The 22,546-nt window shown below is 73.5% G+C and carries 19 protein-coding genes and 1 riboswitch; of the genes, 8 read left to right on the top strand and 11 right to left on the bottom strand.

From position 1 onward, the window contains the following. Positions 1–26: 26 nt before the first annotated feature. Complete coding sequence (katG, locus tag ASD33_RS31340; RefSeq protein WP_056568337.1) at positions 27–2,246, top strand: catalase/peroxidase HPI; 2,220 nt, start codon at positions 27–29, stop codon at positions 2,244–2,246. Between the two features lie 283 nt (positions 2,247–2,529). Beyond that, positions 2,530–3,777, top strand: coding sequence for a serine hydrolase domain-containing protein (locus ASD33_RS31345; protein WP_056568338.1), 1,248 nt, complete (start codon positions 2,530–2,532; stop codon positions 3,775–3,777). A 66-nt stretch (positions 3,778–3,843) separates the two neighbouring features. Here the strand turns inward: ASD33_RS31345 and ASD33_RS31350 are convergent, their stop codons facing one another. From ASD33_RS31350 to ASD33_RS31365, 4 genes are all read right to left on the bottom strand, one after another. Next, positions 3,844–4,377: a GNAT family N-acetyltransferase gene (locus ASD33_RS31350; protein ID WP_056568341.1), complete on the bottom strand. Its 534-nt coding sequence runs from the start codon at positions 4,375–4,377 to the stop codon at positions 3,844–3,846. A 59-nt stretch (positions 4,378–4,436) separates the two neighbouring features. Further along, complete coding sequence (locus ASD33_RS31355) at positions 4,437–4,961, bottom strand: hypothetical protein (protein WP_056568344.1); 525 nt, start codon at positions 4,959–4,961, stop codon at positions 4,437–4,439. Between the two features lie 105 nt (positions 4,962–5,066). Then, the gene (locus tag ASD33_RS31360; protein WP_056568348.1) at positions 5,067–6,068 is read right to left on the bottom strand and encodes a serine/threonine dehydratase; all 1,002 of its coding nucleotides are present in this window, start codon (positions 6,066–6,068) and stop codon (positions 5,067–5,069) included. 41 nt (positions 6,069–6,109) lie between these two features. Continuing rightward, positions 6,110–6,886, bottom strand: a complete 777-nt coding sequence (locus ASD33_RS31365) for an alpha/beta hydrolase (protein ID WP_056568351.1) — start codon at positions 6,884–6,886, stop codon at positions 6,110–6,112. A 102-nt stretch (positions 6,887–6,988) separates the two neighbouring features. Here ASD33_RS31365 and ASD33_RS31370 point away from each other — a divergent pair, with 102 nt between their 5' ends. Then, positions 6,989–7,426: a nitroreductase family deazaflavin-dependent oxidoreductase gene (locus tag ASD33_RS31370; RefSeq protein WP_056568354.1), complete on the top strand. Its 438-nt coding sequence runs from the start codon at positions 6,989–6,991 to the stop codon at positions 7,424–7,426. Here ASD33_RS31370 and ASD33_RS31375 read toward each other — a convergent pair. Beyond that, positions 7,423–8,433 carry a DMT family transporter gene (locus tag ASD33_RS31375; RefSeq protein ID WP_079045117.1) on the bottom strand — a complete coding sequence of 337 codons (1,011 nt, stop codon included), beginning with the start codon at positions 8,431–8,433 and terminating at the stop codon, positions 7,423–7,425. The two genes, ASD33_RS31370 and ASD33_RS31375, sit on opposite strands and share 4 nt — an antisense overlap. A 90-nt stretch (positions 8,434–8,523) precedes the next feature. Between ASD33_RS31375 and ASD33_RS31380 the strand changes: the two genes are divergently transcribed. After that, positions 8,524–9,402 (top strand): LysR family transcriptional regulator, encoded by an 879-nt coding sequence (locus ASD33_RS31380; RefSeq protein WP_056568356.1) that lies wholly within the window; start codon positions 8,524–8,526, stop codon positions 9,400–9,402. A gap of 42 nt (positions 9,403–9,444) precedes the next feature. Here ASD33_RS31380 and ASD33_RS31385 read toward each other — a convergent pair whose 3' ends face one another. Together ASD33_RS31385 and ASD33_RS31390 are read right to left on the bottom strand one after the other, a co-directional pair. Beyond that, positions 9,445–10,281, bottom strand: coding sequence for a class II fructose-bisphosphate aldolase (locus tag ASD33_RS31385; RefSeq protein WP_056568358.1), 837 nt, complete (start codon positions 10,279–10,281; stop codon positions 9,445–9,447). A gap of 40 nt (positions 10,282–10,321) precedes the next feature. Further along, complete coding sequence (locus ASD33_RS31390) at positions 10,322–11,245, bottom strand: sugar isomerase (RefSeq protein ID WP_056568360.1); 924 nt, start codon at positions 11,243–11,245, stop codon at positions 10,322–10,324. Positions 11,246–11,394: 149 nt separating this feature from the next. Here ASD33_RS31390 and ASD33_RS31395 point away from each other — a divergent pair, with 149 nt between their 5' ends. Both ASD33_RS31395 and ASD33_RS31400 read left to right on the top strand, forming a co-directional pair. Then, a complete protein-coding gene (locus ASD33_RS31395) occupies positions 11,395–12,201 on the top strand; it encodes a DeoR/GlpR family DNA-binding transcription regulator (protein ID WP_056568362.1) in 807 nt (268 codons plus the stop codon). A 167-nt stretch (positions 12,202–12,368) separates the two neighbouring features. Continuing rightward, positions 12,369–14,393 carry a phospholipase C, phosphocholine-specific gene (locus ASD33_RS31400; protein WP_056568365.1) on the top strand — a complete coding sequence of 675 codons (2,025 nt, stop codon included), beginning with the start codon at positions 12,369–12,371 and terminating at the stop codon, positions 14,391–14,393. Between the two features lie 13 nt (positions 14,394–14,406). Here the strand turns inward: ASD33_RS31400 and ASD33_RS31405 are convergent, their stop codons facing one another. Beyond that, a complete protein-coding gene (locus tag ASD33_RS31405; protein ID WP_056568367.1) occupies positions 14,407–15,081 on the bottom strand; it encodes a hypothetical protein in 675 nt (224 codons plus the stop codon). Positions 15,082–15,422: 341 nt separating this feature from the next. Beyond that, a riboswitch (cyclic di-AMP (ydaO/yuaA leader) is annotated at positions 15,423–15,607 on the top strand. Positions 15,608–15,611: 4 nt separating this feature from the next. Between ASD33_RS31405 and ASD33_RS31410 the strand changes: the two genes are divergently transcribed. Beyond that, positions 15,612–16,526, top strand: a complete 915-nt coding sequence (locus tag ASD33_RS31410) for a LysM peptidoglycan-binding domain-containing protein (RefSeq protein WP_056568370.1) — start codon at positions 15,612–15,614, stop codon at positions 16,524–16,526. Here ASD33_RS31410 and ASD33_RS31415 read toward each other — a convergent pair. The 3 genes from ASD33_RS31415 to ASD33_RS31425 all read right to left on the bottom strand — a co-directional run bounded on the left by ASD33_RS31415 (position 16,520) and on the right by ASD33_RS31425 (position 19,738). Then, the gene (locus ASD33_RS31415; protein ID WP_056568374.1) at positions 16,520–17,806 is read right to left on the bottom strand and encodes a phosphoribosyltransferase family protein; all 1,287 of its coding nucleotides are present in this window, start codon (positions 17,804–17,806) and stop codon (positions 16,520–16,522) included. The genes ASD33_RS31410 and ASD33_RS31415 overlap by 7 nt on opposite strands. 97 nt (positions 17,807–17,903) lie before the next feature. After that, positions 17,904–18,854 (bottom strand): universal stress protein, encoded by a 951-nt coding sequence (locus tag ASD33_RS31420; protein ID WP_079045118.1) that lies wholly within the window; start codon positions 18,852–18,854, stop codon positions 17,904–17,906. A 119-nt stretch (positions 18,855–18,973) separates the two neighbouring features. Next, positions 18,974–19,738, bottom strand: a complete 765-nt coding sequence (locus tag ASD33_RS31425) for an alpha/beta hydrolase (protein WP_056568377.1) — start codon at positions 19,736–19,738, stop codon at positions 18,974–18,976. A 133-nt stretch (positions 19,739–19,871) separates the two neighbouring features. Here ASD33_RS31425 and ASD33_RS31430 point away from each other — a divergent pair, with 133 nt between their 5' ends. Continuing rightward, on the top strand, positions 19,872–22,487 hold the full coding sequence (locus ASD33_RS31430) for a SpoIIE family protein phosphatase (RefSeq protein WP_056568381.1): 2,616 nt from the start codon (positions 19,872–19,874) through the stop codon (positions 22,485–22,487). Positions 22,488–22,546: the final 59 nt, after the last annotated feature.

Consider the following 22,546-nt stretch of genomic DNA (forward strand, 5'->3'; position numbering starts at 1 on the left):
GATCCGCCCCGTCCGGAAGGATTCCCATGTCCGAGAACCACGACGCCATCGTCACCGACTCCGTACCCCAGGAGTCGGGCGGCTGCCCGGTCGCGCACGGCCGTGCCGCGCACCCGACCCAGGGCGGCGGCAACCGCCAGTGGTGGCCGGAGCGGCTCAACCTGAAGATCCTCGCCACCAACCCCGCCGTGGGGAACCCGCTCGGTGCGGACTTCGACTACGCCGAGGCCTTCGGCTCCCTCGACCTCGCCGCCGTGAAGCGGGACATCGCCGAGGTGCTCACCACCTCGCAGGACTGGTGGCCGGCCGACTTCGGCCACTACGGCCCGCTCATGATCCGCATGGCCTGGCACAGCGCCGGCACCTACCGCATCAGCGACGGCCGCGGCGGCGCCGGTGCCGGCCAGCAGCGCTTCGCGCCGCTCAACAGCTGGCCGGACAACGGCAACCTGGACAAGGCCCGCCGTCTGCTGTGGCCGGTGAAGAAGAAGTACGGCCAGAACATCTCCTGGGCCGACCTCATGATCCTCACCGGCAACGTCGCCCTGGAGACCATGGGCTTCGAGACCTTCGGCTTCGCGGGCGGCCGCGCCGACGTCTGGGAGGCCGACGAGGACGTGTACTGGGGCCCCGAGACCACCTGGCTCGGCGACGAGCGCTACACCGGTGACCGCGAGCTGGAGAACCCGCTCGGCGCCGTGCAGATGGGCCTCATCTACGTCAACCCCGAGGGCCCCAACGGCAACCCGGACCCGATCGCCGCGGCCCGCGACATCCGCGAGACGTTCCGGCGCATGGCCATGAACGACGAGGAGACCGTCGCCCTCATCGCCGGCGGCCACACCTTCGGCAAGGCCCACGGCGCGGGCCCGGCGGACAACGTCGGCGCCGACCCCGAGGCCGCGCCGCTGGAGGCGCAGGGCTTCGGCTGGGCGAACTCGTACGGCAGCGGCAAGGGCGGCGACGCGATCACCAGCGGTCTGGAGGTCACCTGGACCACCACGCCCGCGCAGTGGGGCCACGACTTCTTCAAGCACCTCTTCGAGTACGAGTACGAGCTGACCCAGAGCCCGGCCGGCGCGAACCAGTGGGTGGCGAAGAACGCCGAGGCGATCATCCCCGACGCCCACGACGCGTCGAAGAAGCACCTTCCCACGATGCTCACCACCGACCTGTCGCTGCGCTTCGACCCGGCGTACGAGCAGATCTCGCGGCGCTTCTACGAGAACCCGGCGGAGTTCGCGGACGCCTTCGCCCGCGCCTGGTACAAGCTGACGCACCGTGACATGGGTCCGGTCGTCCGCTACCTCGGCCCGGAGGTCCCCTCCGAGGTCCTGCTGTGGCAGGACCCGCTGCCGGAGCGCGAGGGCGAGCTCGTCGACGCCGCGGACATCGCCTCCCTCAAGGAGCAGATCCTCGGTTCCGGCCTCACGGTCGCGCAGCTCGTCTCCGCGGCCTGGGCCTCGGCCTCCTCCTTCCGCGGCAGCGACAAGCGCGGCGGCGCCAACGGCGGCCGCATCCGCCTGGAGCCGCAGCGCAACTGGGAGGTCAACAACCCGGACGAGCTGGCGCAGGTCCTGCGGACGCTCGAAGGCGTCAAGGCCTCCTTCGACGCCAAGGGCGCCAAGAAGGTCTCCCTCGCCGACCTGGTCGTGCTCGGTGGCGCGGCCGCCGTCGAGAAGGCCGCCAAGGACGGCGGCGTCGACGTCGAGGTGCCGTTCACGCCGGGCCGGGTGGACGCGGCGCAGGACCAGACGGACGTGGAGTCCTTCGCGGCGCTCGAGCCGCAGGCGGACGGCTTCCGCAACTACCTGGGCAAGGGCGTCCGGCTGCCGGCCGAGTACCTGCTCGTGGACCGCGCCAACCTGCTGACCCTGAGCGCGCCCGAGATGACGGTCCTCGTCGGCGGTCTGCGCGTCCTGGGCGCGAACCACCAGCAGTCCGCGCACGGCGTCCTCACCACGAACCCGGGCACCCTGACGAACGACTTCTTCGTCAACCTGCTCGACATGGGTACGGCGTGGACGGCCACGTCCTCGGACGCGAACACCTTCGAGGGCCGCGACTCCGCCACCGGCGAGGTCAAGTGGACCGGCACGCGGGCCGACCTGGTCTTCGGCTCCAACTCCGAGCTGCGCGCGCTCGCCGAGGTCTACGCGAGCGACGACGCGAAGGAGAAGTTCGTGACCGACTTCGTCTCCGCGTGGGACCGGGTCATGGGCCTGGACCGGTTCGACACGGTCTGATCCCCGCCTGATCCGCCACCGACCGGCCGGCCGATTCCTTCGGCCGGCCGGTCCGGCACGGGCCCCCACCGGACCGGGCGGGGCTGCCGGAACCCTCTTCTCCGTATCCCGCGGGCCGTGACAGGAACCGGCGCCGGACGTTGGCACTCATGATCCATGAGTACCGGGACCCGGCCGTCGCGGCCGGTGGTCCCGCCCGGCGCACCCCTGGCGTGCGCCGTGCCGAACGATCCGGAAGAAGTCGAGGATTCCCGTGCCCCTGTCGTCGCACCGACGCCTGGCCATGAGCGCCACCCTGATCACCGCGCTCGTGGCGGGCGTCGCCCCCGCCACGAGCGCGTTCGCCACTCCCGCCCCCGCCGGTGCCGCGGCCCGCGCCGCCGCCGAGGCGCCCGCCGTCCCCTCCCCCGACATGGAGGGCGTGACCGCCGCCCTGAACGCGGCCATGGCCGACGGCGCACCGGGGGCGATGGCCCGCTTCACCGGGCCCGAGGGGGTCAGGAGCCGGACGGTCGGCGTCCAGGACCGTGTCTCGGGCGCGCCGATGGACATCCACTCCCGCTTCCGGATCGGCAGCGTCAGCAAGACCTTCTCCACGGTCGTGCTGCTCCAGCTGGTGCAGGAGGGCCGGCTCGAACTGGACGCTCCGGTCAACGCGTACCTGCCGGGTCTGCTCCCCGACGACCGGATCACGGTCCGTCATCTGCTGACCCACCGCAGCGGCCTGGCCGACTACACCAACGCCATGTTCGAGCACACCGTGCCGGGCTTCGAGGCCGTGCGGAACCGGGTGTTCAGCTATCAGGAGCTCGTCGACCTGTCCCTGAGCGAGCCCCGGACCACCGAGCCCGGGGTGTCCTACAAGTACTCGAACGCCAATTTCGTCGTGGTCGGCATGCTCATCGAGAAGGCCACGGGCCGGCCGGTGTCGGACGCGTACGAGCGCCGGATCTTCCAGCCGCTCAAGCTGCGCGGGACCTCGTACGTACACCCCGACACGCGCATCAAGGGCCTGCACGTGCGCGGCTACCTGCACCCCGACGAGGAGGGCGGCGCGCTGGTGGACTCCACGGAGCAGACCGTGTCCTGGGCGCAGTCCGCCGGGGCCGTCATCTCCAGCCCCGCCGACCTGAACACGTTCACGTCCGCCCTGATGCGGGGCCGGCTGCTGTCCCCGGCGATGATGGACGCGATGACGACGGTCACGCCCACCGACACCACCAACACCCGGTTCTACGGGCTCGGTCTGCGCCGCTACGACCTGTCGTGCGGTACGCGGGTGTACGGCCACACCGGCACGGTGCAGGGTTTCTACACGTACACCTTCTCGACCCGTGGCGGCGGCCGCAGCCTGTCGGCGATGGCGAACACCTCGAACCACGGAGCCGCGAACACCGCGCTCGGCGGGACGCTGGAGGCGGCGTTCTGCGGGAAGAAGCCCGCGGCGGCGGCTTCGCGCGCCGCCGCCTCGGCGACGGCCGAAGCCGTCACGTCGCTGCCCGCGGAGCGGGACCTTCCCGAGCGCCACTGAGGGGTACGGGACCCGGGCCCCGGGCCTCGTGCTCGGTGAGGTCCGAAGGGGCCCGGGTCCCGGCCGTCAGGCCTCGTACTCGGTGAGGTCGATCGCGTGGATCCGCAGCGGCAGGCCGAACTCCGGGTGACTCGTCTCGCGCTCCTCGGTCATGCCGAGCTTGGCGATGACGTTCTCGGAGCCGTCGTTGCTGATGTGGGTGATGGCGACGACCCGGTCCAGACCGCGGTCCTGGAGGGCGAACTCCAGGACCGCGTGGGCGGCCTCGGAGGCGTATCCCTGTCCCCAGAAGGGACGGCCGAGGCGCCAGACGATCTCCACGTCCGGCATCACCTCGGGCAGGTACTCCGGCAGCGTGAGGCCGGCGAAACCGATGAGTTCCCCCGAGGCGATCAGCTCGACCGCGAAGAGCCCGAAGCCCTCCTCGTCCCACTCCTCCTCGTAGCGCTCGATGTCCTCGGCGGTCCCGTCCAGGTCGCGGACCGAGCCGTCCCCGATCCAGCGCATGACCTCGGGGTCGGCGTTGATCTCGGACAGCGGGACGAGGTCGTCGTCGCTCCAGCGCCGGAGGATGAGACGGGGGGTACGAATTTCGGTCATGCCCCCATCCTGACGCACCCGCCGGGTCCCTCACGCCACCGGTCGGCCGTCGCCGGTGGTCAGACCGGTATCGGTGCCACGACGTGGCCGGTGACCGAGCAGACCCAGAGCGCTCCGGCGGGGGTGCGGGTGGCGTGCGGACCGGTGCGGTGGTCGGGGCAGAGCGGCCAGACCAGTCGGTCGCGGTCCGCGAGGAGGCACTGCACTCCCTCGGCCGCGCCGACGGCGATGTCGGCGGGGGCGACGCCCCAGATCTGCTCGTGGCCGACGGACACCTGCCCGACCGGTTCGCCGTACTCGTGGTCGTTCCGGGGCCACTCGTGGACGACCGGGACGTCGAGGGTCCGGCCGGTGTCCCGCCGCACCTGCGCGAGGAGCGCCGTGACGGTCCGCTCCGCGTGGATCCGGCGGTGTGCGTCCAGGAGCGGGACGAAGTACGGCGGCGGCGCCGCGCCGTGGCCGGTGAAGACCTCCTGGAAGAACGCGAGGGCGTCCGGCGCGCCGAAGTGCCCGTCGAGGTCGGTGTGGAGCGCTCCGGAGAGGTCTCGCAGCCAGGCCAGGAAGGCCGGGTCGTCCTGGGGCACCGGCGCCGGGCCGCTGCCGGCGTCGCGCGCGGGACGACTGTCGGGCGGGGGTATGACGGCTCCGTTCGACGTCGGGGTGGTGGAGGTGGGCCCGGTCGTGCACCGCTATGCGGTGGCGGTGGCGGTGGCGGTGGCGGGGGCGTGGACGAGGTCGCCGGGGTCGGTGTTGGCTCCGCAGAGGACGACGCAGACCCGTTCGCCCGGGGCCGGGCGGTAGCCGGGGGTCGTCGGGTCGCCGTGCTCCGGTGCGGTGAGGGCGGCCAGGGCGGTGGCGGCGGCGTGTTCGACGGCGAGACGGCGGTCGGCCCAGAGGGCGCGGCGGGCGCGGAGGATCTCGGCGTCGGTGACGAGCAGGGTGTGGACGTCGTCCTGGCGGGCGGCCGCCACCGAGGCGGCGGAGACCCGGCGGGCGCCGAGCGAGTCGGCGGCGACGGAGTCGACGGTGACGTCGACGGGGTGCCCGGCCCGGAGGGCGGCGTCGAGGGCCCGGCAGTTCTCGGGCTCGACGGCGACGGTCCGGATGCCGTGGTGGCGGGCGGCGGTGGCGACGCCGGTGAGGAGTCCGCCGCCGCCGACCGAGACGACGACGGTGTCGAGGTCCGGGATCCGCTCGTGGATCTCGTCGAGCAGGGTGCCCGCCCCGGCGGCGATCAGGGGGTGGTCGTAGGCGTGGGAGGCGAGCGCGCCGGTGTCGGCGGCGAAGGCCTCGCAGGCGGCGAGCGCTTCGGCGTACTCCGTCCCGACGAGCCGTACGTCCGCGCCGTAGCCGGCGAGTTTGTCGACCTTGACCCTGGGCGCGGTGGTCGGCAGGAAGACGGTGGCGGGGACGCCGTGCCGCAGGGCGGCCCAGGCGCAGGCGAGACCGGCGTTGCCACCGGAGGCGATGGTGACGCCCGCCTCGGGGAGGGTTCCCTCCTCGCGGTGGGCGAGGAGGAAGTTCTGTGCGCCGCGGGCCTTGAAGGAACCGGTGTGCTGCATGAGTTCCAGGGCGAAGTGGAGTGCGTACGGCCGCGCACCGGGGTCGGCGGGGGTGACCGTCACGGGCCGGACGTGCCCGCGGACGCGGTCGGTGGCGGTCTTGACGTCGGCGTACGCGAGGCTGTGCACGGGGTCTCCAGAGGTGAGCGGGGGCGGCGGGGTGTGTGGTCTCAGTTCGCCCGGGCCGGGGGCTCGGTGAGGGCGTGGCCCAGGGCCGTGGCGAAGCCCTCGGGGTTGTCGAGCATCAGGTTGTGTCCCGCGCGGGGGATCTCGACGACCGGGACGCCGAGCGCCGCCGCCTTCTCCGCGTCGGGGTCCGGCAGGCTCAGCTCCCCCACCAGGTAGGTCCGGGGTGCGTCGAGCGTGGCGAGGAGGTCGCCGGGGGCGGGGGTGCTCCCCTCGACGAGGGCGACCGCGCTGCGGTGGACGGCGAGCGGGCCGGCGAGGCGGAGTCGGGCCGCGTAGTCGGGGCGGTCGGTGCCGGCGACCATGCGGGCGAAGCCCTCCGTGACGAAGGCGCTCTCGTCCTGGGCGGCGACGGGCGTGCTGAACGCGCCTCCCCCGGCGTACAGGTTGGGCTCGGCCACGACGAGCCGCGCCACCAGGTCGGGGCGGGCGGCCGCGAGGTGGATCGCCACGGCGCCGCCCATGGAGTGCCCGACGAGGTCGACGGCCGTGACGCCGAGGTGGTCCAGAAGCGCGGCGACCGCCGCCGCCTGGGATTCCATGCGGTAGTCGAAGTCGGCCGGCCGGTCGCTCAGCCCGTGGCCGAGCAGGTCCACGAGCAGGGCCCGCCCGCCGCCGAGGGCGGGGTGGGCCGCGATGTGGGCGAAGTCCGACGCCGCCGTGCACCCGAGCCCGTGGACGAAGACCCGCACGGGTCCGTCCCCGGGCAGCTCGATCCACCGGATGTACGCCTCGGTCCCCGTCAGGAACAACTCCCGCATGTCGCCCGTTCTCCCCTGTGTCGCGCCACTTTCCCGCCGTCATGAGTCACTGTACGAGGCGGTACTGACAGCGGTGCCGCGGACGACACGAAAGGACCCCCCATGCCCTTGCAAGGCGAGTACGAGCCCAGTCCGACGAAGTGGGTCCGTGACCAGGTCGAGCTGTACGAGTCGTCCGGCGGTACGGAGGGGACGACCATGCGCGGGATGCCGGTCGTCCTGGTGACCAACGTCGGCGTGCGGAGCGGCAGACTCCGCAAGACCCCGCTCATGCGGGTCGAGCACGAGGGCGCGTACGCGCTCGTCGCGTCGAACGGCGGGTCGGTGGAGCACCCCGTCTGGTTCCACAACCTCGTCGCCTCCCCGCTGGTCGAGGTGCGTGACGGCCCGCGGGTCTGGGACATGAGGACCCGTGTGGTCTCCGGCGAGGAGCGGGCGGCGTGGTGGGAGCGGGCCGTGGCGGCCTTCCCCGACTACGCGGACTACCAGATCAGGACCGACCGGGAGATCCCGGTGTTCGTCGCGGAGCGGGTCGACTAGCGGAGCGGGTCGACTGGTCGACCGGCGGACGCCGCGGGCGCCGTCGGCGGGGGCGCGGGGGCGTGCCCGCCCCGGGGCCCTCCGCCGTCGCGTGCGCGTCGGGGTCGGGGCGCTCCGGCGGTCGCTTCCGTGTCCGTCCCGGAGCCCCCGTCCGGTGCTCCGGCGCCGAACCGTGCCCGTGTCAGTCCCACCCCCACCAGGACCACCGCCATCCCCAGGGCGACCCGTGCCGTCAGCGGTTCGCCGAGGACCAGCGCGCCGAGCGTCACGGAGACCACCGGCAGCAGATAGCCGACCGTCGCGGCGGCGGTGGGGCCCTCCTCGGCGATCATCCGGTAGTTCAGGTGGAAGGTGAGGCCGGTGGCGAGGACGCCGAGCGCGAGGACGGCGAGGACACCGGTCCAGGTCACCGCCGTCGGTCCGCCGGTCGCCGTCAGCGGGGTGCTCAGAGCGGTCGCGGCGAGCAGTTGCGCGGCGGAGAGGGCGAGCGGCGCGGTGCCCCGGCCGGCGAGCCTGCGGGCCATGTAGGCGAAGGCCACGGCGTAGCTCGCGGCGGCGCCGAGCAGCGCGAGGGCGCCCCCGCTCATCAGGCCCGCACCGTGGCTCCAGGGGGCGAAGATCAGCAGGACTCCGGCGAAGCCGAGGGCGAGGCCCGCCGCCCGTGCGGCGCGCAGCGGGCGCTCCGCGCCGAGAGCCAGGCCGATGACGAGGGACCAGAGCGGGGTGGTGGCGTTCAGCACGCCCGCGACTCCGCTGTCCACCGTCCGCTCGCCGATCGAGAAGAGCAGGAACGGCAGCGCGTTGCAGAAGAAGGCGGCGACGGCGAGCCGCGCCCAGGTGCCCCGGTCCCTCGGCAGCCGCTGCCCCGCTCCGTGGGCGAGCGCGAGGAGCACCGCCGCGCCGAGCAGGCAGCGGGTGAAGGTGATCCAGCCGGGGGTGAGGCCCTCGTTGAGGGAGATCTTGATCCAGAGGAAGCCCGAGCCCCAGAGCAGGGCCAGGACGCCCATGCGCGTCGCCGATGTCATGGGCTTCACGCTCCCGCGCCCCGTTGTGCAGGACAAGCGATGACTTGTGCATCGAGCGTTAAGCTCTGCTACATGCTGGATGTGAGACGTTTGCAGGTGCTCCGGGCGGTCGTCACCAGTGGCTCCGTCACCGCCGCCGCGGCGAACCTCGGTTACACGCCCTCCGCGGTGAGCCAGCAGATCGGCGTCCTGGAGCGGGAGGCCGGCATCGCACTGCTCGAACGGTTCGGCCGGGGCGTGCGCCCGACCGCCGCCGGCCGGCTGCTGACCGAGCACGCCACCGTCCTCGGGCGTCAGCTCGCCGAGGCCGAGACCGCGCTCGCCGATCTGCGGGCCGGCCGGACCGGGCAGATCTCGGTCCGGTACTTCGCCACGGCGGGCGCCGATCTCGTCGCCCCCGCGCTGGCCCGGTTCCGCACCGAACACCCGGGCGTGCGGGTCGATCTGAGGATCGCCGACGGCCCGCCCGACGGGGACACGGACCTGACTCTGCTCGTACGGCCCCGGGACGGCGATCCGCACGGGGCCGGGGACGGCCTCCGGCTGGTGCATCTGCTCGACGACCCCTACCGGGTCGTGCTCCCCAAGGGGCATCGGCTGGCCGACCGCCGGGGCGCCGTCGAGCTGGCCGGCCTCGCGGCCGAGCCGTGGGTCGGCAGCGAGCGGCCCGGCCCCTGTCTCGACGCGGTGCTGGAGGCGTGCGCCGCCGCCGGGTTCACCCCGGACATCGCGGTGGAGTGCGAGGAGTACGCCACCGCGCAGGGCTTCGTGGCGGCCGGTCTCGGCCTCGCCCTGGTCCCGTTGACCGGCCTGGGCAGTCGCCACCCGAACGTGGTCGTCCGCAAAGTCCGGGGCCCTGAGCCGGTCCGTTCGATCCACGCGGCGGTACGGGAGTCCTCGCTCTCCCTGCCCGCCGTACGCGGCCTTCTCACGGCGCTCCGGGAGAGGTGAACCGGGCCGCCCGGCCCGGCAGCACCTCGTCCGCGCCGCCGCTCAGGCCGGCGAGAGGACCGTCAGGAGGTGGGCCACCTCCTGGGCCACGGCGGCGCGGGCCGGGGTGAGGTAGTGGCGGGGGTCGACCGCGTCCGGGTGTTCCGTGAGGTGGGCGCGGACGGCCCGGGTGAAAGCCTTGTTCAGGTGGGTGGAGACGTTCACCTTGGTCATGCCGGCCGCGACGGCGGCGGTGAGGTCCGCGTCCGAGACGCCCGAGGAGCCGTGCAGGACGAGCGGGGTGTCGACGGCCGCGCGCAGCCGGGCGATCAGGTCGAAGTCGAGGACGGCGTCCCGGGTCAGCATCTGGTGGGAGCTGCCGACCGCGACGGCGAGGGCGTCGACGCCGGTGGCCTCGACGAAGGCGCGGGCCTCGTCGGGGTCCGTCCGTACGCCCGGGGTGTGGGCGCCGCCCTTGCCGCCGACCTCGCCGAGTTCGGCCTCGACCCAGACGCCGTGCCGGTGGCAGTGCTCCACGACCTCGCGGGTGGCGGCGACGTTCTCGGCGTAGGGGAGCTTCGAGGCGTCGAACATGACCGAGCCCAGGCCGAGTCCGACGGCCTCGCGGACGAGGTCGGGGTTCTCGGCGTGGTCGAGGTGGACGGCGACCGGGGTCTTGGCGGCGCGGGCGACGGCGAGGGAGGCGAGGGCGACCGGTTCCAGGGCTCCGTGGTAGCGGACGGTGTTCTCGCTGATCTGGAGGACGACGGGCCGGTCGGCGGCCTCGGCGCCGGCCACGATGGCCTGGGCGTGTTCGAGCTGGAGGACGTTGAACGCCCCCACGCCCGTGCCCGCCGCGCGGGCGCGGCGGACGATCTCATCGGTCGGCGTCAACGGCATGGTGTGTCTCCGGGGTGTGAACGGGTGCGGGCGGCGGCGGTCAGGCGGGGGCGTCGGTGAGGACGACCGAACGGGTCAGGTTCCGGGGGGTGTCCGGGTTCAGGCCCTGGGCCTCGGCGACGGCCACCGCGAGCCGCTGGGCCCTGATCAGGTCCGCGAGCGGGTCCAGGTCGCTCTCGGAGAGGGTGCCGCCGACCTTGCGCACGTCGTCCGCGAGTCCGGCCGGCAGGGCGCCGAAGCCCCAGGTGACGCGGCCGGGCCCGGTGATGCTGATGGGGCCGTGGCGGTACTCCATCGCGGGGTAGGCCTCGGTCCAGGCGCCGGCCGCCTCGCGCATCTTCAGCCCGGCCTCCAGGGCGAGTCCGTAGGTCCAGCCGGTGCCGAGGAAGGTGAACTGCTCCGCCGTGCGGATGCTCTCGTCGAGCGGTGAGGTGAGGGCCAGCTCGGCGTCGCGCGCCGCGTCCTCCACGGTGGGGACGCCCTCGGGCAGGGCGTCCTCGGACTCCAGGTGCGCACGGAACAGGGCGAGCACGGTGGTCGCGAAGCGGGTCTGGACCACCGACTCCTCGTCCGCGAAGTCCAGGACGGCGACCTCGTCGGCGAGGTCCATCACCGGGGTGGTGGGGTCGGCGGTGACGGCGCCCGTGGGGACGGTGCCGCGCAGCCGGGACAGGACGGCGAGGACCTCGCTGGTGGTGCCGGAGCGGGTGATGGCCACGACCCGGTCGTAGTGGCGGCCGTAGGGGAACTCCGAGGCGGCGAAGGCGTCGGTCTCGCCGTGGCCGCCGGACTCGCGCAGCTCCGCGTAGGCGAGGGCCATGAACCAGGAGGTGCCGCAGCCGATGACCGCCACGCGCTCGCCCCGCCGGGGCAGGGCCGCGGTGTGCTGGGGCAGGGTGCGGGCCGCCTGGCGCCAGGTCGTCGGCTGGGAAGCGATCTCCACGGCGGTACGGGTGGTGCTCATGGCCGGTCTCCTTGCAAGAAGAGTGCGATGTGATGACTGGAGTTGTTCGAAGTAGGGCTCATTCAAGCAGAAACATGCATCTCGTTTCCAGATCCCGCACGCGCCGGCGGATAGAATCGGACGCGCGCACGAGCCCGAGGGAGGGACCCATGCCCAAGCACGAGCGGTGGAACACGCTCCTTGAACTCCTCGCAGCCTCGGGGAAGCTGGAGGTCGAGGAGGCGGCGTCCACGCTGGACGTCTCCGCCGCCACGATCCGCCGGGACCTCGACGAGCTGGCGGAGCAGCAGTTGCTGGTACGGACGCGGGGCGGGGCGGTCGCGCACGGCGTCTCGTACGAGCTGCCCCTGCGGTACAAGTCGACCCGGCACGCCCCGCAGAAGCGCCGGATCGCGGAGGCGGCGGCGGACCTGGTCGCGCCGGGCGAGGTCGTGGGGCTCAACGGCGGGACGACGACGACCGAGGTGGCGCGGGCGCTCGCACTGCGGTTCGCGAGCGGCCGCCCGGAGGGCCCGGGGGCCGCCGCGCCCACCGGGCCCGCCCTGACCGTGGTCACCAACGCGCTCAACATCGCGGGTGAGCTGGCGGTGCGCCCGCAGATCAAGATCGTCACCACCGGCGGGGTGGCCCGCCCCCAGACGTACGAGTTGGTGGGCCCGCTGACGGTCGGCGTGCTGAACGAGGTCGTCCTCGACGTGGTGGTCCTGGGGGTCGACGGGGTCGACCCGCACCTGGGCGTGATGGCCCATCAGGAGGACGAGGCGAGCATCAGCCGGCTCTTCGCGGAGCGCGCGAGCCGGGTCGTCGTGGTGACCGACTCCTCCAAGCTGGGCCGCCGGGCGTTCGCCCGCATCTGTGGTCTGGACCGGATCGACCTGCTCGTCACCGACACCGACATCACTCCCGAGGCAGCCGCGCAGCTCGCCGAGGCAGGCGTGGAGGTCCTCACCGTCTGAGCCGACCGACGCCATTGGTATGAAGTCGGACCAATCCAGAGCCCGATGGGACTTGGCCCTGGTGTGTTAATCCAGTAATTACCCCGCAGCCGTATACCTTTAAGCCGCCCTCCCCCATGATGTCCCCGACGTGCCGCCGGGGCACAGCGTGACAGGAGGGGCGGGGCATGCTTCCCATCAGCCGCAGAGGGTTCGTCGGGATCGGCGCGGGGCTCGTGGCGGGGGCGGCGCTGCCGCCCGTACGGGCCTCCGCCGCCGCGTCGGCGGCCACCGGCACCCTCACCGACATCAAGCACGTGGTGATCCTCATGCAGGAGAACCGCAGCTTCGACCACTACTTCGGCACCCTGCGCGGCGTACGGGGCTTCGCCGACCGGGCCGCGGGGAACCTGCCCGGCGGCTGGGGCATGTTCAACCAGCCCAACTGGGGCGGCCGCCAGTATCCCTGGAAGCTCAGCGACACCCCGCCCGCCGGCGGCGTCGACGGCGAGACCCTCGCCCAGTGCAACGGCGACCTGCCGCACAGCTGGACCTCGCAGCACGCCGCCTGGAACAAGGGGCGCATGGACAACTGGGTCACCGGCGTGGGCAACACCCGCTCCCTGGGCCACCTCGGCCGCACCGACATCCCCTTCCACCACGCGCTCGCGGACAACTACACCGTCTGCGACGCGTACTTCTGCTCCACGCTGAGCGCCACCGGCCCCAACCGCACCTTCCTGTGGAGCGGGAAGATCGACGGCTCCAGCAAGGACGGCGGCGACGAGTCGGGCCTCACCTGGGAGACGTACGCCGAGGCGCTCCAGCGGGCCGGGGTGAGCTGGAAGGTCTACCAGAACGCGCAGGACAACTACGGCGACAACGGTCTCGCGTACTTCAAGAAGTTCACCGACGCGCGCCCCGGCGACCCGCTGTACGACCGGGGCATGGGCTCGGTCCCCAAGGTGACCGGTTCGACGCCGGACGACATCGCGGCGGCGATCCGCGCCGACGTCGTCGCGGGGACGCTGCCGCAGGTGTCGTGGGTGGTGGCGAGCGAGGCGTTCTCGGAGCACCCGTACGCCCCTCCGGGGGACGGCGCGCACTTCGTCGATCTGGTCTACCGCGCGCTCGCGGCCGACGCCGAGGTCTTCGACTCGACCGTGCTCTTCCTCAACTATGACGAGAACGACGGTTTCTTCGACCACGTGCCGCCGCCGGTCGCACCGCCGGGCACTCCGGGCGAGTACCTCGACGGCGTCCCGATCGGCCTCGGATTCCGCGTCCCCATGGTTGTCATGTCCCCGTGGACCCGGGGTGGGTGGGTGAGCTCCGAGGTCTTCGACCACACCTCCGTGCTGCGCTTCATGGAGACCTGGACGGCGGCCCTCGGCACCCCGGCCGCCTGCCCCAACATCAGTGCCTGGCGGCGGAAGGTGACGGGCGACCTGACCGGCGTGTTCGACTTCGCCCATCCGGTGTACGGGGTGCCGGCCGGGCTGCCCGCCACGGCGAAGGTCATCGGCCAGTCCACCTGCGGCCCGCTGCCGAACCCTGCCCCGCAGAACAACGCGCTGCCCGCGCAGGAGTCCGGCACCCGACCGGCCCGCGCCCTGCCCTACCAGGTGAACGGCAATCTCGACCGCTTCGAGTTCGGCGCCGCCGGCAAGATCCTGGCCTGGTTCTCGATGACCAACCAGGGCGCGGAGGCCCAGCGGGCGGCGCACTTCTCGATCCACCCCCACCAGTACCGCGACACGGCCGCCTGGCAGTACACGGTCGACCCCGGCGCCACCGCGTCCGACTACTTCAACATCGGCCTCGGGTCGGGCTCCGGCAAGTACGACATCTCGATGATGGGCCCCAACCGCTTCCTGCGCCGCTTCATCGGCGACGCGTCCAAGGCGGGCAAGGCCGTCGAGGTGGCGGCCCGGTTCGCGACCGAACCGGGCACGGGCAGGACGGCCCTGTACTTCAAGCTGAGCAACACCTCGGCCGGGCCGGTGACCTTCACCATCCGCTCGAACGCCTACCGCACCGACGGCCCGTGGACGTACACCGTGCCGGCGAACTCCACCCGCGAGGACTTCTTCAACGCGGTGGCCTACACCAACGGCTGGTACGACTTCACGGTCCTCGCCGACATCGACGGGACCTGGTCGCGCCGGTACACCGGCCACATCGAGAGCGGGGCGCCGAGCATCAGCGGATGAGTCCGGGGCGGCCTCAGCGGCCCGCGAGCGCGGCGCGGTGGATCGTGGCGTCGAGCAGGTCCACCGCGTCGGCCGCCGTACGGCCGGGGGCCCGGTTCCACGGCCCGATCAGTTCGTGCCAGCCGCGCGAGCGCAGCTCGGTCATGATCCAGGCGGCCGCCTCGTTCATCGTCGTCGCCCCGCCGTAGCCGAGGCGGTGGGCGGCGAGCAGGGCGCCGCAGACGCACCGGGCGCCCCGGGCGTCGCGCAGCTTGTAGGGGGCGTTCTGCCAGCCCCACTCCGTCAGCACCAGGCGCGCGTAGCCGAGGTGGACCGAGGGGCGCAGCTCGGGCTGCCCGATGCGGCGCCAGGTGTGCAGCCGGTCGGGCAGGACCGCGCCGAGCCGGCCGGGGAGGCGGCGCTCGACCGGCAGGGGCGGGGGGAGGGCGTCGAGCGCGTCGGCGACGAGACGGTCGACGGGGACGGTGAGGAGCCGTCTCCATCTTTCCGCGTCGGGGGCGGCGCCGGGCGCGGCCGGGACGACGGGCGTCGGGCCCGGATCCGGGGCCGGGGTGGTCCCGGGTTCCGGTACGGCCGTGGGTGCGGAGGTCCAGTCGGTGACGATGCGCTGCCAGGTCGCACTCTCGTAGAGCGCGGCGGCCTCGCGGTCGAGCGCGTCGGGGCTGATCAGAGGTGTGGAGGGCGACATCCGGGCGGCTCCTCGGTCGGGGTCGCCCCCATCTTTCACGAAGAATGTCTGGTTTGCGACTTTTACCCCCGCCTGCCCGCACTCCCCATCGGGCTTTACGGCATGATTCCCCATTAACAGAATTACTTCGCATATTCGGACATTGGGCACCTGGTGACGCGACTCACTTTTCCCGGCGCGGTTCGCCCGCCGGTGTCTGCCAGGGCCGTGCCTCACAAGGGAGTTCCGCGCCGCCGAGTTCCGGTCGATCTTGAATTCAGGGAATTCAGTGATCCTTTACGGAGGTCGTCGCTCCGGTCCTCTTGTTATCCGTCGCATTACTGGCCTACGGTCACCTCCATTCGAGCGGATCGCCGAATCCTGCCACTGCTCGAAATACCTTCCTTTTCACCCGACGGCAGGAGCGGGGGACCCACGAATACGCCGGCCCGGAATCCGGGACGGCTCGGGGTGCAGCCGCGTGCGCGCGGCCGGACATCTCCCGTCCGAACCCGACAGCTCACCCCGCAGGCGCCGGAGAGGACACCGTCATGCCTGCAGTCCGTAAGCACCGCCGCCCCCGACACAACGCCGTCTCCCGTGGATGGGCGCTGGTCGGCACGGGTGGGGCCGCCATCGCCCTGCCCCTGATCGCCCCCGCCGCAGCTGGTGCCGCGCCCGTGTCGGCGGCACCCGAGATCGCCGTCCGCGCCGTCGCGGCCCCCGCTGCCCCGGCCGCCCTCGCGGCACCGGCCAAGGCTCCGGCCGCCACCGCCGCCGCACGCTCCTACACGGTCGTCAGCGGCGACTCGCTTTCCCTGATCGCCAAGAAGAAGGGAATTCAGGGCGGCTGGAAGGACCTTTACCGGGCCAACAGGAGCACGGTGGGTGACAATCCGTCACTTATTCATCCCGGGCTTGAACTGACGATTCGTCGGGATTCCGCGAAGGCCGCCCCCACGAAGGCCGTCCCGACGCAGGCGAAGAAGTCGTCCGCCACCACCGACCGGGCGAGTCGCTCCGAGCGCCGGACCGCCCCCGTCACCGCCGCCGTGGCCACCGGCACCGGTGCCTCCGCCGCCCAGGCCGTGCCCGTCGCCGCCCCGGCCGCCGTCCAGGCGGCCCCGGTCGCGGCCACCCAGTACGCCGACAACCTCGACGGCTGGATCCGGGAGTCGCTGGACATCATGGCCCAGCACGGCATCCCCGGCTCGTACGACGGCATCCTCCGCAATGTGATGCGCGAGTCCTCGGGCAACCCCCAGGCCATCAACCTCTGGGACTCCAACGCCTCGGCCGGGACGCCCTCCAAGGGCCTGCTCCAGGTCATCGAGCCGACCTTCCAGGCTTACCACGTGCCCGGCACGGCCATGGACCTGTTCGACCCGGTCGCCAACATCACCGCCGCCTGCAACTACGCGGCCGACCGCTACGGCTCCATCGACAACGTCAACGGGGCCTACTGATCCCGGAAGTGCCCGGTGAACCAGGAGGTGGCGAGCTCCGCCACCTCCTCCAGGGCGCCCGGCTCCTCGAACAGATGGGTGGCGCCCTCCACGACCTCGAGCCGGCTCTCGCAGCGCAGCAGCGACCGGGCCCGCCGGTTGAGGTCGAGGACCGGCAGGTCCCTGCCTCCCACCACGAGCAGGGTCGGGGCTCGGACCCGCCCCAGGTGCTCGGCGGCGAGGTCCGGCCGGCCGCCGCGCGAGACGACGGCGGCCACCGGCGAGGCCGGATCGCCCGCCGCCCACAGCGCGGCGGCCGCTCCCGTACTGGCCCCGAAGTACCCGAGCGGCAGGCCTTCGCTCGCGGGCTCCCCGGCCAGCCATTCCGTGGCCCCGGCCAGCCGCCCGGCGAGCAGCGGGGTGTCGAAGACATGCGCGCGGTCGACCGCCTCGGTCTCGGTGAGCAGGTCGAACAGCAGCGTGCCGAGGCCCGCCCGGTTGAGTGCGGCGGCGACGGCCCGGTTGCGCGGACTGTGGCGGCCGCTGCCGCTGCCGTGGGCGAACAGGACGATGCCGGTCGCGCCTTCGGGCACGGCGAGCCGTCCCGGAAGGGTGACCCCGGCGAGGGGAACGCGTACGTCGGTGTCCTGGACGACCGGGTCGTGCGCGGCACGGCTCCGGTCGAGGCAGGCGACCACCTCGGCGTCCGGGGTCTGGGAGAAGTCCCGGTAGAACTGACCGATCGCGTAGAACGGTTCCGGCGTGCGGACGCTGACCGTCTCGTCGGCCTCGCCGCCGAGCCGGGCCGTCCAGCCGTGCGGTGCGACCGGGACCGCGAGCACGATCCGGGCGGCGCCCCTGGCCCGTACCACCCGGCAGGCCGCGAGGGCGGTGGCGCCGGTGGCGAGCCCGTCGTCGACGATCAGGACCGTCCGCCCTTCGAGGGGCACGGCCGGTCGGCTGCCCCGGTAGCGGCGGCCCCGCTCCTCCAGTTCGCGGTGCTCGCGCTCCTCGACGGCGGCGAGTTCCCGCTCGTCGACCCCGGTGTCCCGGAGCACCCGCTCGTTGAGCACCCGTACGCCGCCCTCGCCGAGCGCGCCCATCGCCAGTTCCGGCTGACGGGGCACGCCCAGCTTGCGTACGAGGCAGATGTCCAGCGGTGCGCCGAGGGCGTCGGCGACCTCGGCGGCCACCGGCACTCCCCCGCGCGGGAGACCGAGCACCACGACGTCATGGCCCTTGAACCGGTCGAGGCGGGCGGCGAGCCGGCGCCCCGCGTCCGTGCGATCACTGAAGAACATCGTCGGCCGCCCTTCCGTCACGCGGCTCCGGGCGCGGGGCGGGACGGTGTGTCCGTCCCCCGCCCGTGACTCCAGGGTAGACGCGCGCCCGGCGGGATCACCCGCGCACGACGGCGACCGGGCACTCCGCGTGGTGCAGCAGGGCCTGGCTGACCGAGCCGAGCAGCAGCCCCGCGAAACCGCCGCGCCCCCGGGCGCCCGCCACCACGAGCTGGGCCCCGGCGCTCTCCGCGAGCAGGACCGGCCGGGTCCTGCCCCGTACGAGGCGCCGCTCGACCGGGACACCGGGCCGGCGGGCCTCCGCCACCGCGAGCGCTCCGTCGAGGACGCGTCCTTCCTCGCCCCGGATCTCCTCCGTGCCGTGGAAGAGCGGGGTGGGGTCGGCCGGCCCGGTCGACGGGGCCCAGGCGTGCACCGCGAGCAGCTCCGCGCCCCGGGCCGCCGCCTCGGCGAAGGCGAACTCGACGGCCGCGTCGGAGCCGGCGGAGCCGTCGACGGCGAGCAGGACGGGCCCGCTCGGCCGCTCGCGGCCCCGGACCACCAGCACGGGGCAGGCGGCGTGGGCCGCGAGGTGGACCGCGACCGAGCCGACGAGGAGGCCCGTGAACGCGCCCGCGCCCCGGCTGCCGACCACCACCAGCGCGGCCGAGCGGGAGCGGGTGGCCAGCACGGTGAGGGGTTCCCCCTCGATGATCTCCCCCGTGACGTCGACGTCCGGCGCGCAGGCGCGGGCGCGGGCGACGGCCGTGTCGACGACGTCCTGGGCCTGCTGCCGGAGCCCGCCGCCGGGCGGACCGTACGCCGAGGGGCCGAGCGGCACGTGCAGCAGGGGCCATACGAAGGCGTGGACGACGCTGAGGCGCGCGCCGTGCGACCGGGCCTCCTGGGCGGCGGTCTCCACCGCGCGCAGCGCGGACTCGGAGCCGTCGACGCCGACGAGCACCTGCCCACGTGCTCCGTCCCGGCCGTTCCCGCCCGGCCCGTGCGGGTCCTGTTCCTGCCCCGCGTGCCCGTGCCTGTCGTCGCCGTGACCGGTCCGCTCCGTCATCGGTCTCCCGCCCTTCCGTTCCTCCGGCCGGTGCGCTCGCGCACCCTAATCCTTCGGGTGCCCGGCGGCCGGACCGTCACCCGGGACTTCGGTCCCGGATGACGGCGCGGAAGGTCCCGTCAGGCGGCGAGGAAAGCCTCGATGGCGTCGGCCAGCGCCTCGGGGGTCTCCTCGGGGGCGTAGTGGCCGGCGTCCTTGAGGACTTCGAGGCGTGCGTTGGGGTACCAGCGCAGCCAGGTCGACTCCATCGCCTCGCTGCCGAGGGCGGGGTCGTGGGCGCCGACGACGAGCAGCACCGGGGTGGGGTTGTCGCGGACCCGCTCGTGGAAGTCGGTGCGGGACCAGGAGTCGAGGTAGCTGCGGAACGCGGTGGCGGAGGAGCGGCCGACGGAGCGCTCCACGAGGGCGTTCAGCCAGGCCTCGTCGTAGCGGCCGCCGGTGGTGTTGTCGATGATGGCCCGCCGGTTGGCGGGTTCCTCGGCGGCGCCCGCGAAGAGTTCCCAGGTCTCCCCGTCGAGGGGGAAGCCCGCCGCGGAGACGGGCGAGATGCCGATGATCGAGCGGACGCGGTCGGGGGCGTCGAGCAGCATCAGCTGGGCCGCCTTGCCGCCCATCGAGTGACCGATCACGGAGAAGGTGTCCCAGCCGAGGTCGTCGGCGACCGCCAGCGTGTCGGCCGCGACCTCCTCCATCGTGTAGGCGCCGCTGCGGTCGAGGGCCTCGCCGTAGCCGCGGCAGTCGACGAAGGCGTACGAGCCGGCGGTGCCGTCCAGGTGGGCCCGCAGCGGGGCGAAACTGGTCCGGTCGCCGAACCAGTTGTGCAGGACGAGCGCCCGTGCGGGCCCCTCGCCGTGTACGTCGTACGGAAGAACCCGGCCCGTCATCGTGCCCCCTGCTCGCGAGGTGGTTCCGGCGCCGCTCCTCCGGCGGCGGCCGACCACCGAGTGTGACGGGACGGACGCGTGCGGTCAACCGCGCCGGGGGGCGGGCGGGCGGCACCGGGCGCATCCTGGCTGTGTGACCTCGCACGGCACGTCCGGCCCCGGCCCGGCGGGCGGCACCGGGCGTCCGTCCGGGAACAGCGCTGCCGACGGGCCGGCTTCCGGCGCCCTGACCTGGGCCCTCGCGGAGACGGCGCTGCGGACCGTCGAGGAGGTCGGCGGATACGCGGGCGGGGTCTATCTGCGTTCGGGAACACCGGGGCTGCTGCGGCTCGGCGTGCTGGTGGGTCTGCCGGGGCCTGTGTTCCGCCCGTGGTGGCGGATGCACGAGAACCGGCCGTTCCCGGTGGCCGAGGTGCATCGCTCGGGCCAGGCGGTCCACCTCGCCGACGTCGAGGAGGCCATGCGCCGCTTCCCCCAGCTGGTGGCGAGTCTGCCGTTCCCCTTCGCCTCGCTGTACGCGCCGGTCGTCGCGGGCCGTGAGCGCTTCGGGGTGCTGGTGGCGCTGCGGGCGCCGACCCCGGGGGTGCCGGTCGACGCGCGGGACCGCAACCGGATGACGCGCGAGGCGCTCCGGCTCGGCGGGGCCCTGGCCGACCTGTCCCTTCGTGGGACGCCGGTCGAGTGGCCGGGCGACCCGGTGTGCGTGCAGCTGTCCACGGCGGGCGCGCCCCCGGTCCGGTTCGGTTCCTTCGACTGGGACGTGGACACGGGCACGGTGACGATGGACGCCGGGCTCCTGGACATCCTCGGCGCGGAGGTGACCTCGCCCTGTTCGATCGAGGTGCTGACGTCCCTGCTGGAGCCGGAGGACGGTTACGCGCTGTGGGCGGCGGCCCGGCAGGCGACCGATCCGGGCGGGCGGCCGGTGGTACGCCGGATACGGCTGAAGGGGCCGGACGGGGGCCTGCACCTGCTGGAGGTCTCCACGAGGGCGCGCAGGAGCCCGGCGGGGACGGAGGCCGGAGAGCGCCCCGAGGCTTTCGGACGGCCCGACACGTTCGGCAGATACGGCGCGCCGCCCGGGATCGGCACCTCCGGCGGCTTCGCCGTGTGCCCCACCGGGGTGCGGCTGACCTGCACCCTCGTCGACCTCGGCACCGGTCTGGTCGGCTCCGACGCCACCGACCGGCTCCCCCGGGCGATCCTGGCGATCGACCGGCTCGGCCGGGTCACCTATGTCAACGAGCGCACCGAGCGGCTGCTCGGCCGTCCGCGCGGAGCCCTCGCGGGGCGGCCGCTGTGGGAGGCGCTGCCCTGGTTCGGTCTCCCGTTCCACGAGGAACAGCTGCGCGCCGCGCTCCTCTCCGGTGAACCGGTGCGCTTCCTGGCCCGCCCCGAGCAGGGCCGGTGGCTGTCGGTGTCGCTGCATCCGGGGCGGGACGGGGTGACGATGGTGCTGGTCCCCGAGGACGGCCCGACGGCGCGCCCGCGGGGGCCCGGCGCACCGGCGCGGCCGGAGAAAGGGCCCGACGCCTCGGACGGTCGGATCACCTCGCTGTACCGGCCGGTGGCCCTGGCCATCGCGCTCTCCGAGGCGGTGACGGCGCGCCAGGTGTCCTCGGTGGTGACGGAGGAGCTGCTGCCGGCGTTCGGCGGGCGGCAGCTGGCCATCTATCTGCTCAGCGACCGGCGGCTGTACCTGGCCTGGGAGACGGGATTCCCGCCGGGATTCCTGGAACCCTTCGACGGGGTGGCCCTTGACTCCCGGGTGCCGGGGGTGGAGACCCTGACGACGGGCCGGGCGCTGTTCTTCGAGTCGATGGAGCAGTTGGGGCGGGCGTATCCGGACCTCCCGCTGGACGCGCACTCGGGGGCCCGGGCGTTCCTGCCGCTGATCGCCTCGGGCCGGCCGGTGGGTTCCTGCATCCTGGGCTTCGACCGGCCGCGCGGGTTCAGCGCGGAGGAGCGGACCGTGCTGACGGCGCTCGCGGGACTCATCGCGCAGGCGCTCGAACGGGCGCAGCGGTACGAGACGGAGTCGGCGGTGGCGCGGGGCCTCCAGGACGCGCTGCTGCCGCACCGGCTGCCGGTGTGCGAGGGCGTGGACACGGTGGGCCGATATCTGCCGGGGACGGTGGGCATGGACGTCGGCGGGGACTGGTACGACGTGATCGAGACCGGGCCGGGTCAGCTCGCGCTGGTGATCGGCGACGTGCAGGGGCACGGGGTGGCGGCGGCGGCCACGATGGGTCAGCTGCGCAGCGCCGTACGGGCCTTCGCGCTGGCCGGCAATCGGCCGCAGGACGTGATGCGGGGCACGAACCGGCTGCTCATCGACCTGGATCCGGGGCAGTTCGCCAGTTGTTGCTACGTGCTGCTCGACCCGGAGTCGGGGGACCTGCGGGCGGTGCGGGCCGGGCATCCGCCGCCGTTGCTGATGCGGCCCGACGGGACGACGGAACGGGTGGAGCTGGCGGGCGGGATGGTGCTCGGGATCGACGTCCGTGCCTCGTATCCGGTGACGCGGCTGCGGCTCGCGCCCGGTGCGGTGCTCGCGCTGTTCACGGACGGTCTGGTCGAGCAGCCGGGCCAGGACATCGACGACGGGATCGAGGCCCTGCGGCAGGCGCTCGCCGCGACCGCCTCGCTGCCGCTCGCGGAGGCCGCCGACCGGGTGACCCGGGAGGCCCGGCAGGCGACGGCCCGTCCGGACGACATCGCCCTGCTGCTCGCGGCGCGCTGGCCGTAGGCCGTGTCGGAAGATACCGCCGGCTCCTCGGAGGCCCGTGCGGCGGGTCACCCGGTCGG

Origin of the sequence: Streptomyces sp. Root1304 (assembly GCF_001426405.1) — a bacterium.
Taxonomy (GTDB): Bacteria; Actinomycetota; Actinomycetes; order Streptomycetales; family Streptomycetaceae; genus Streptomyces.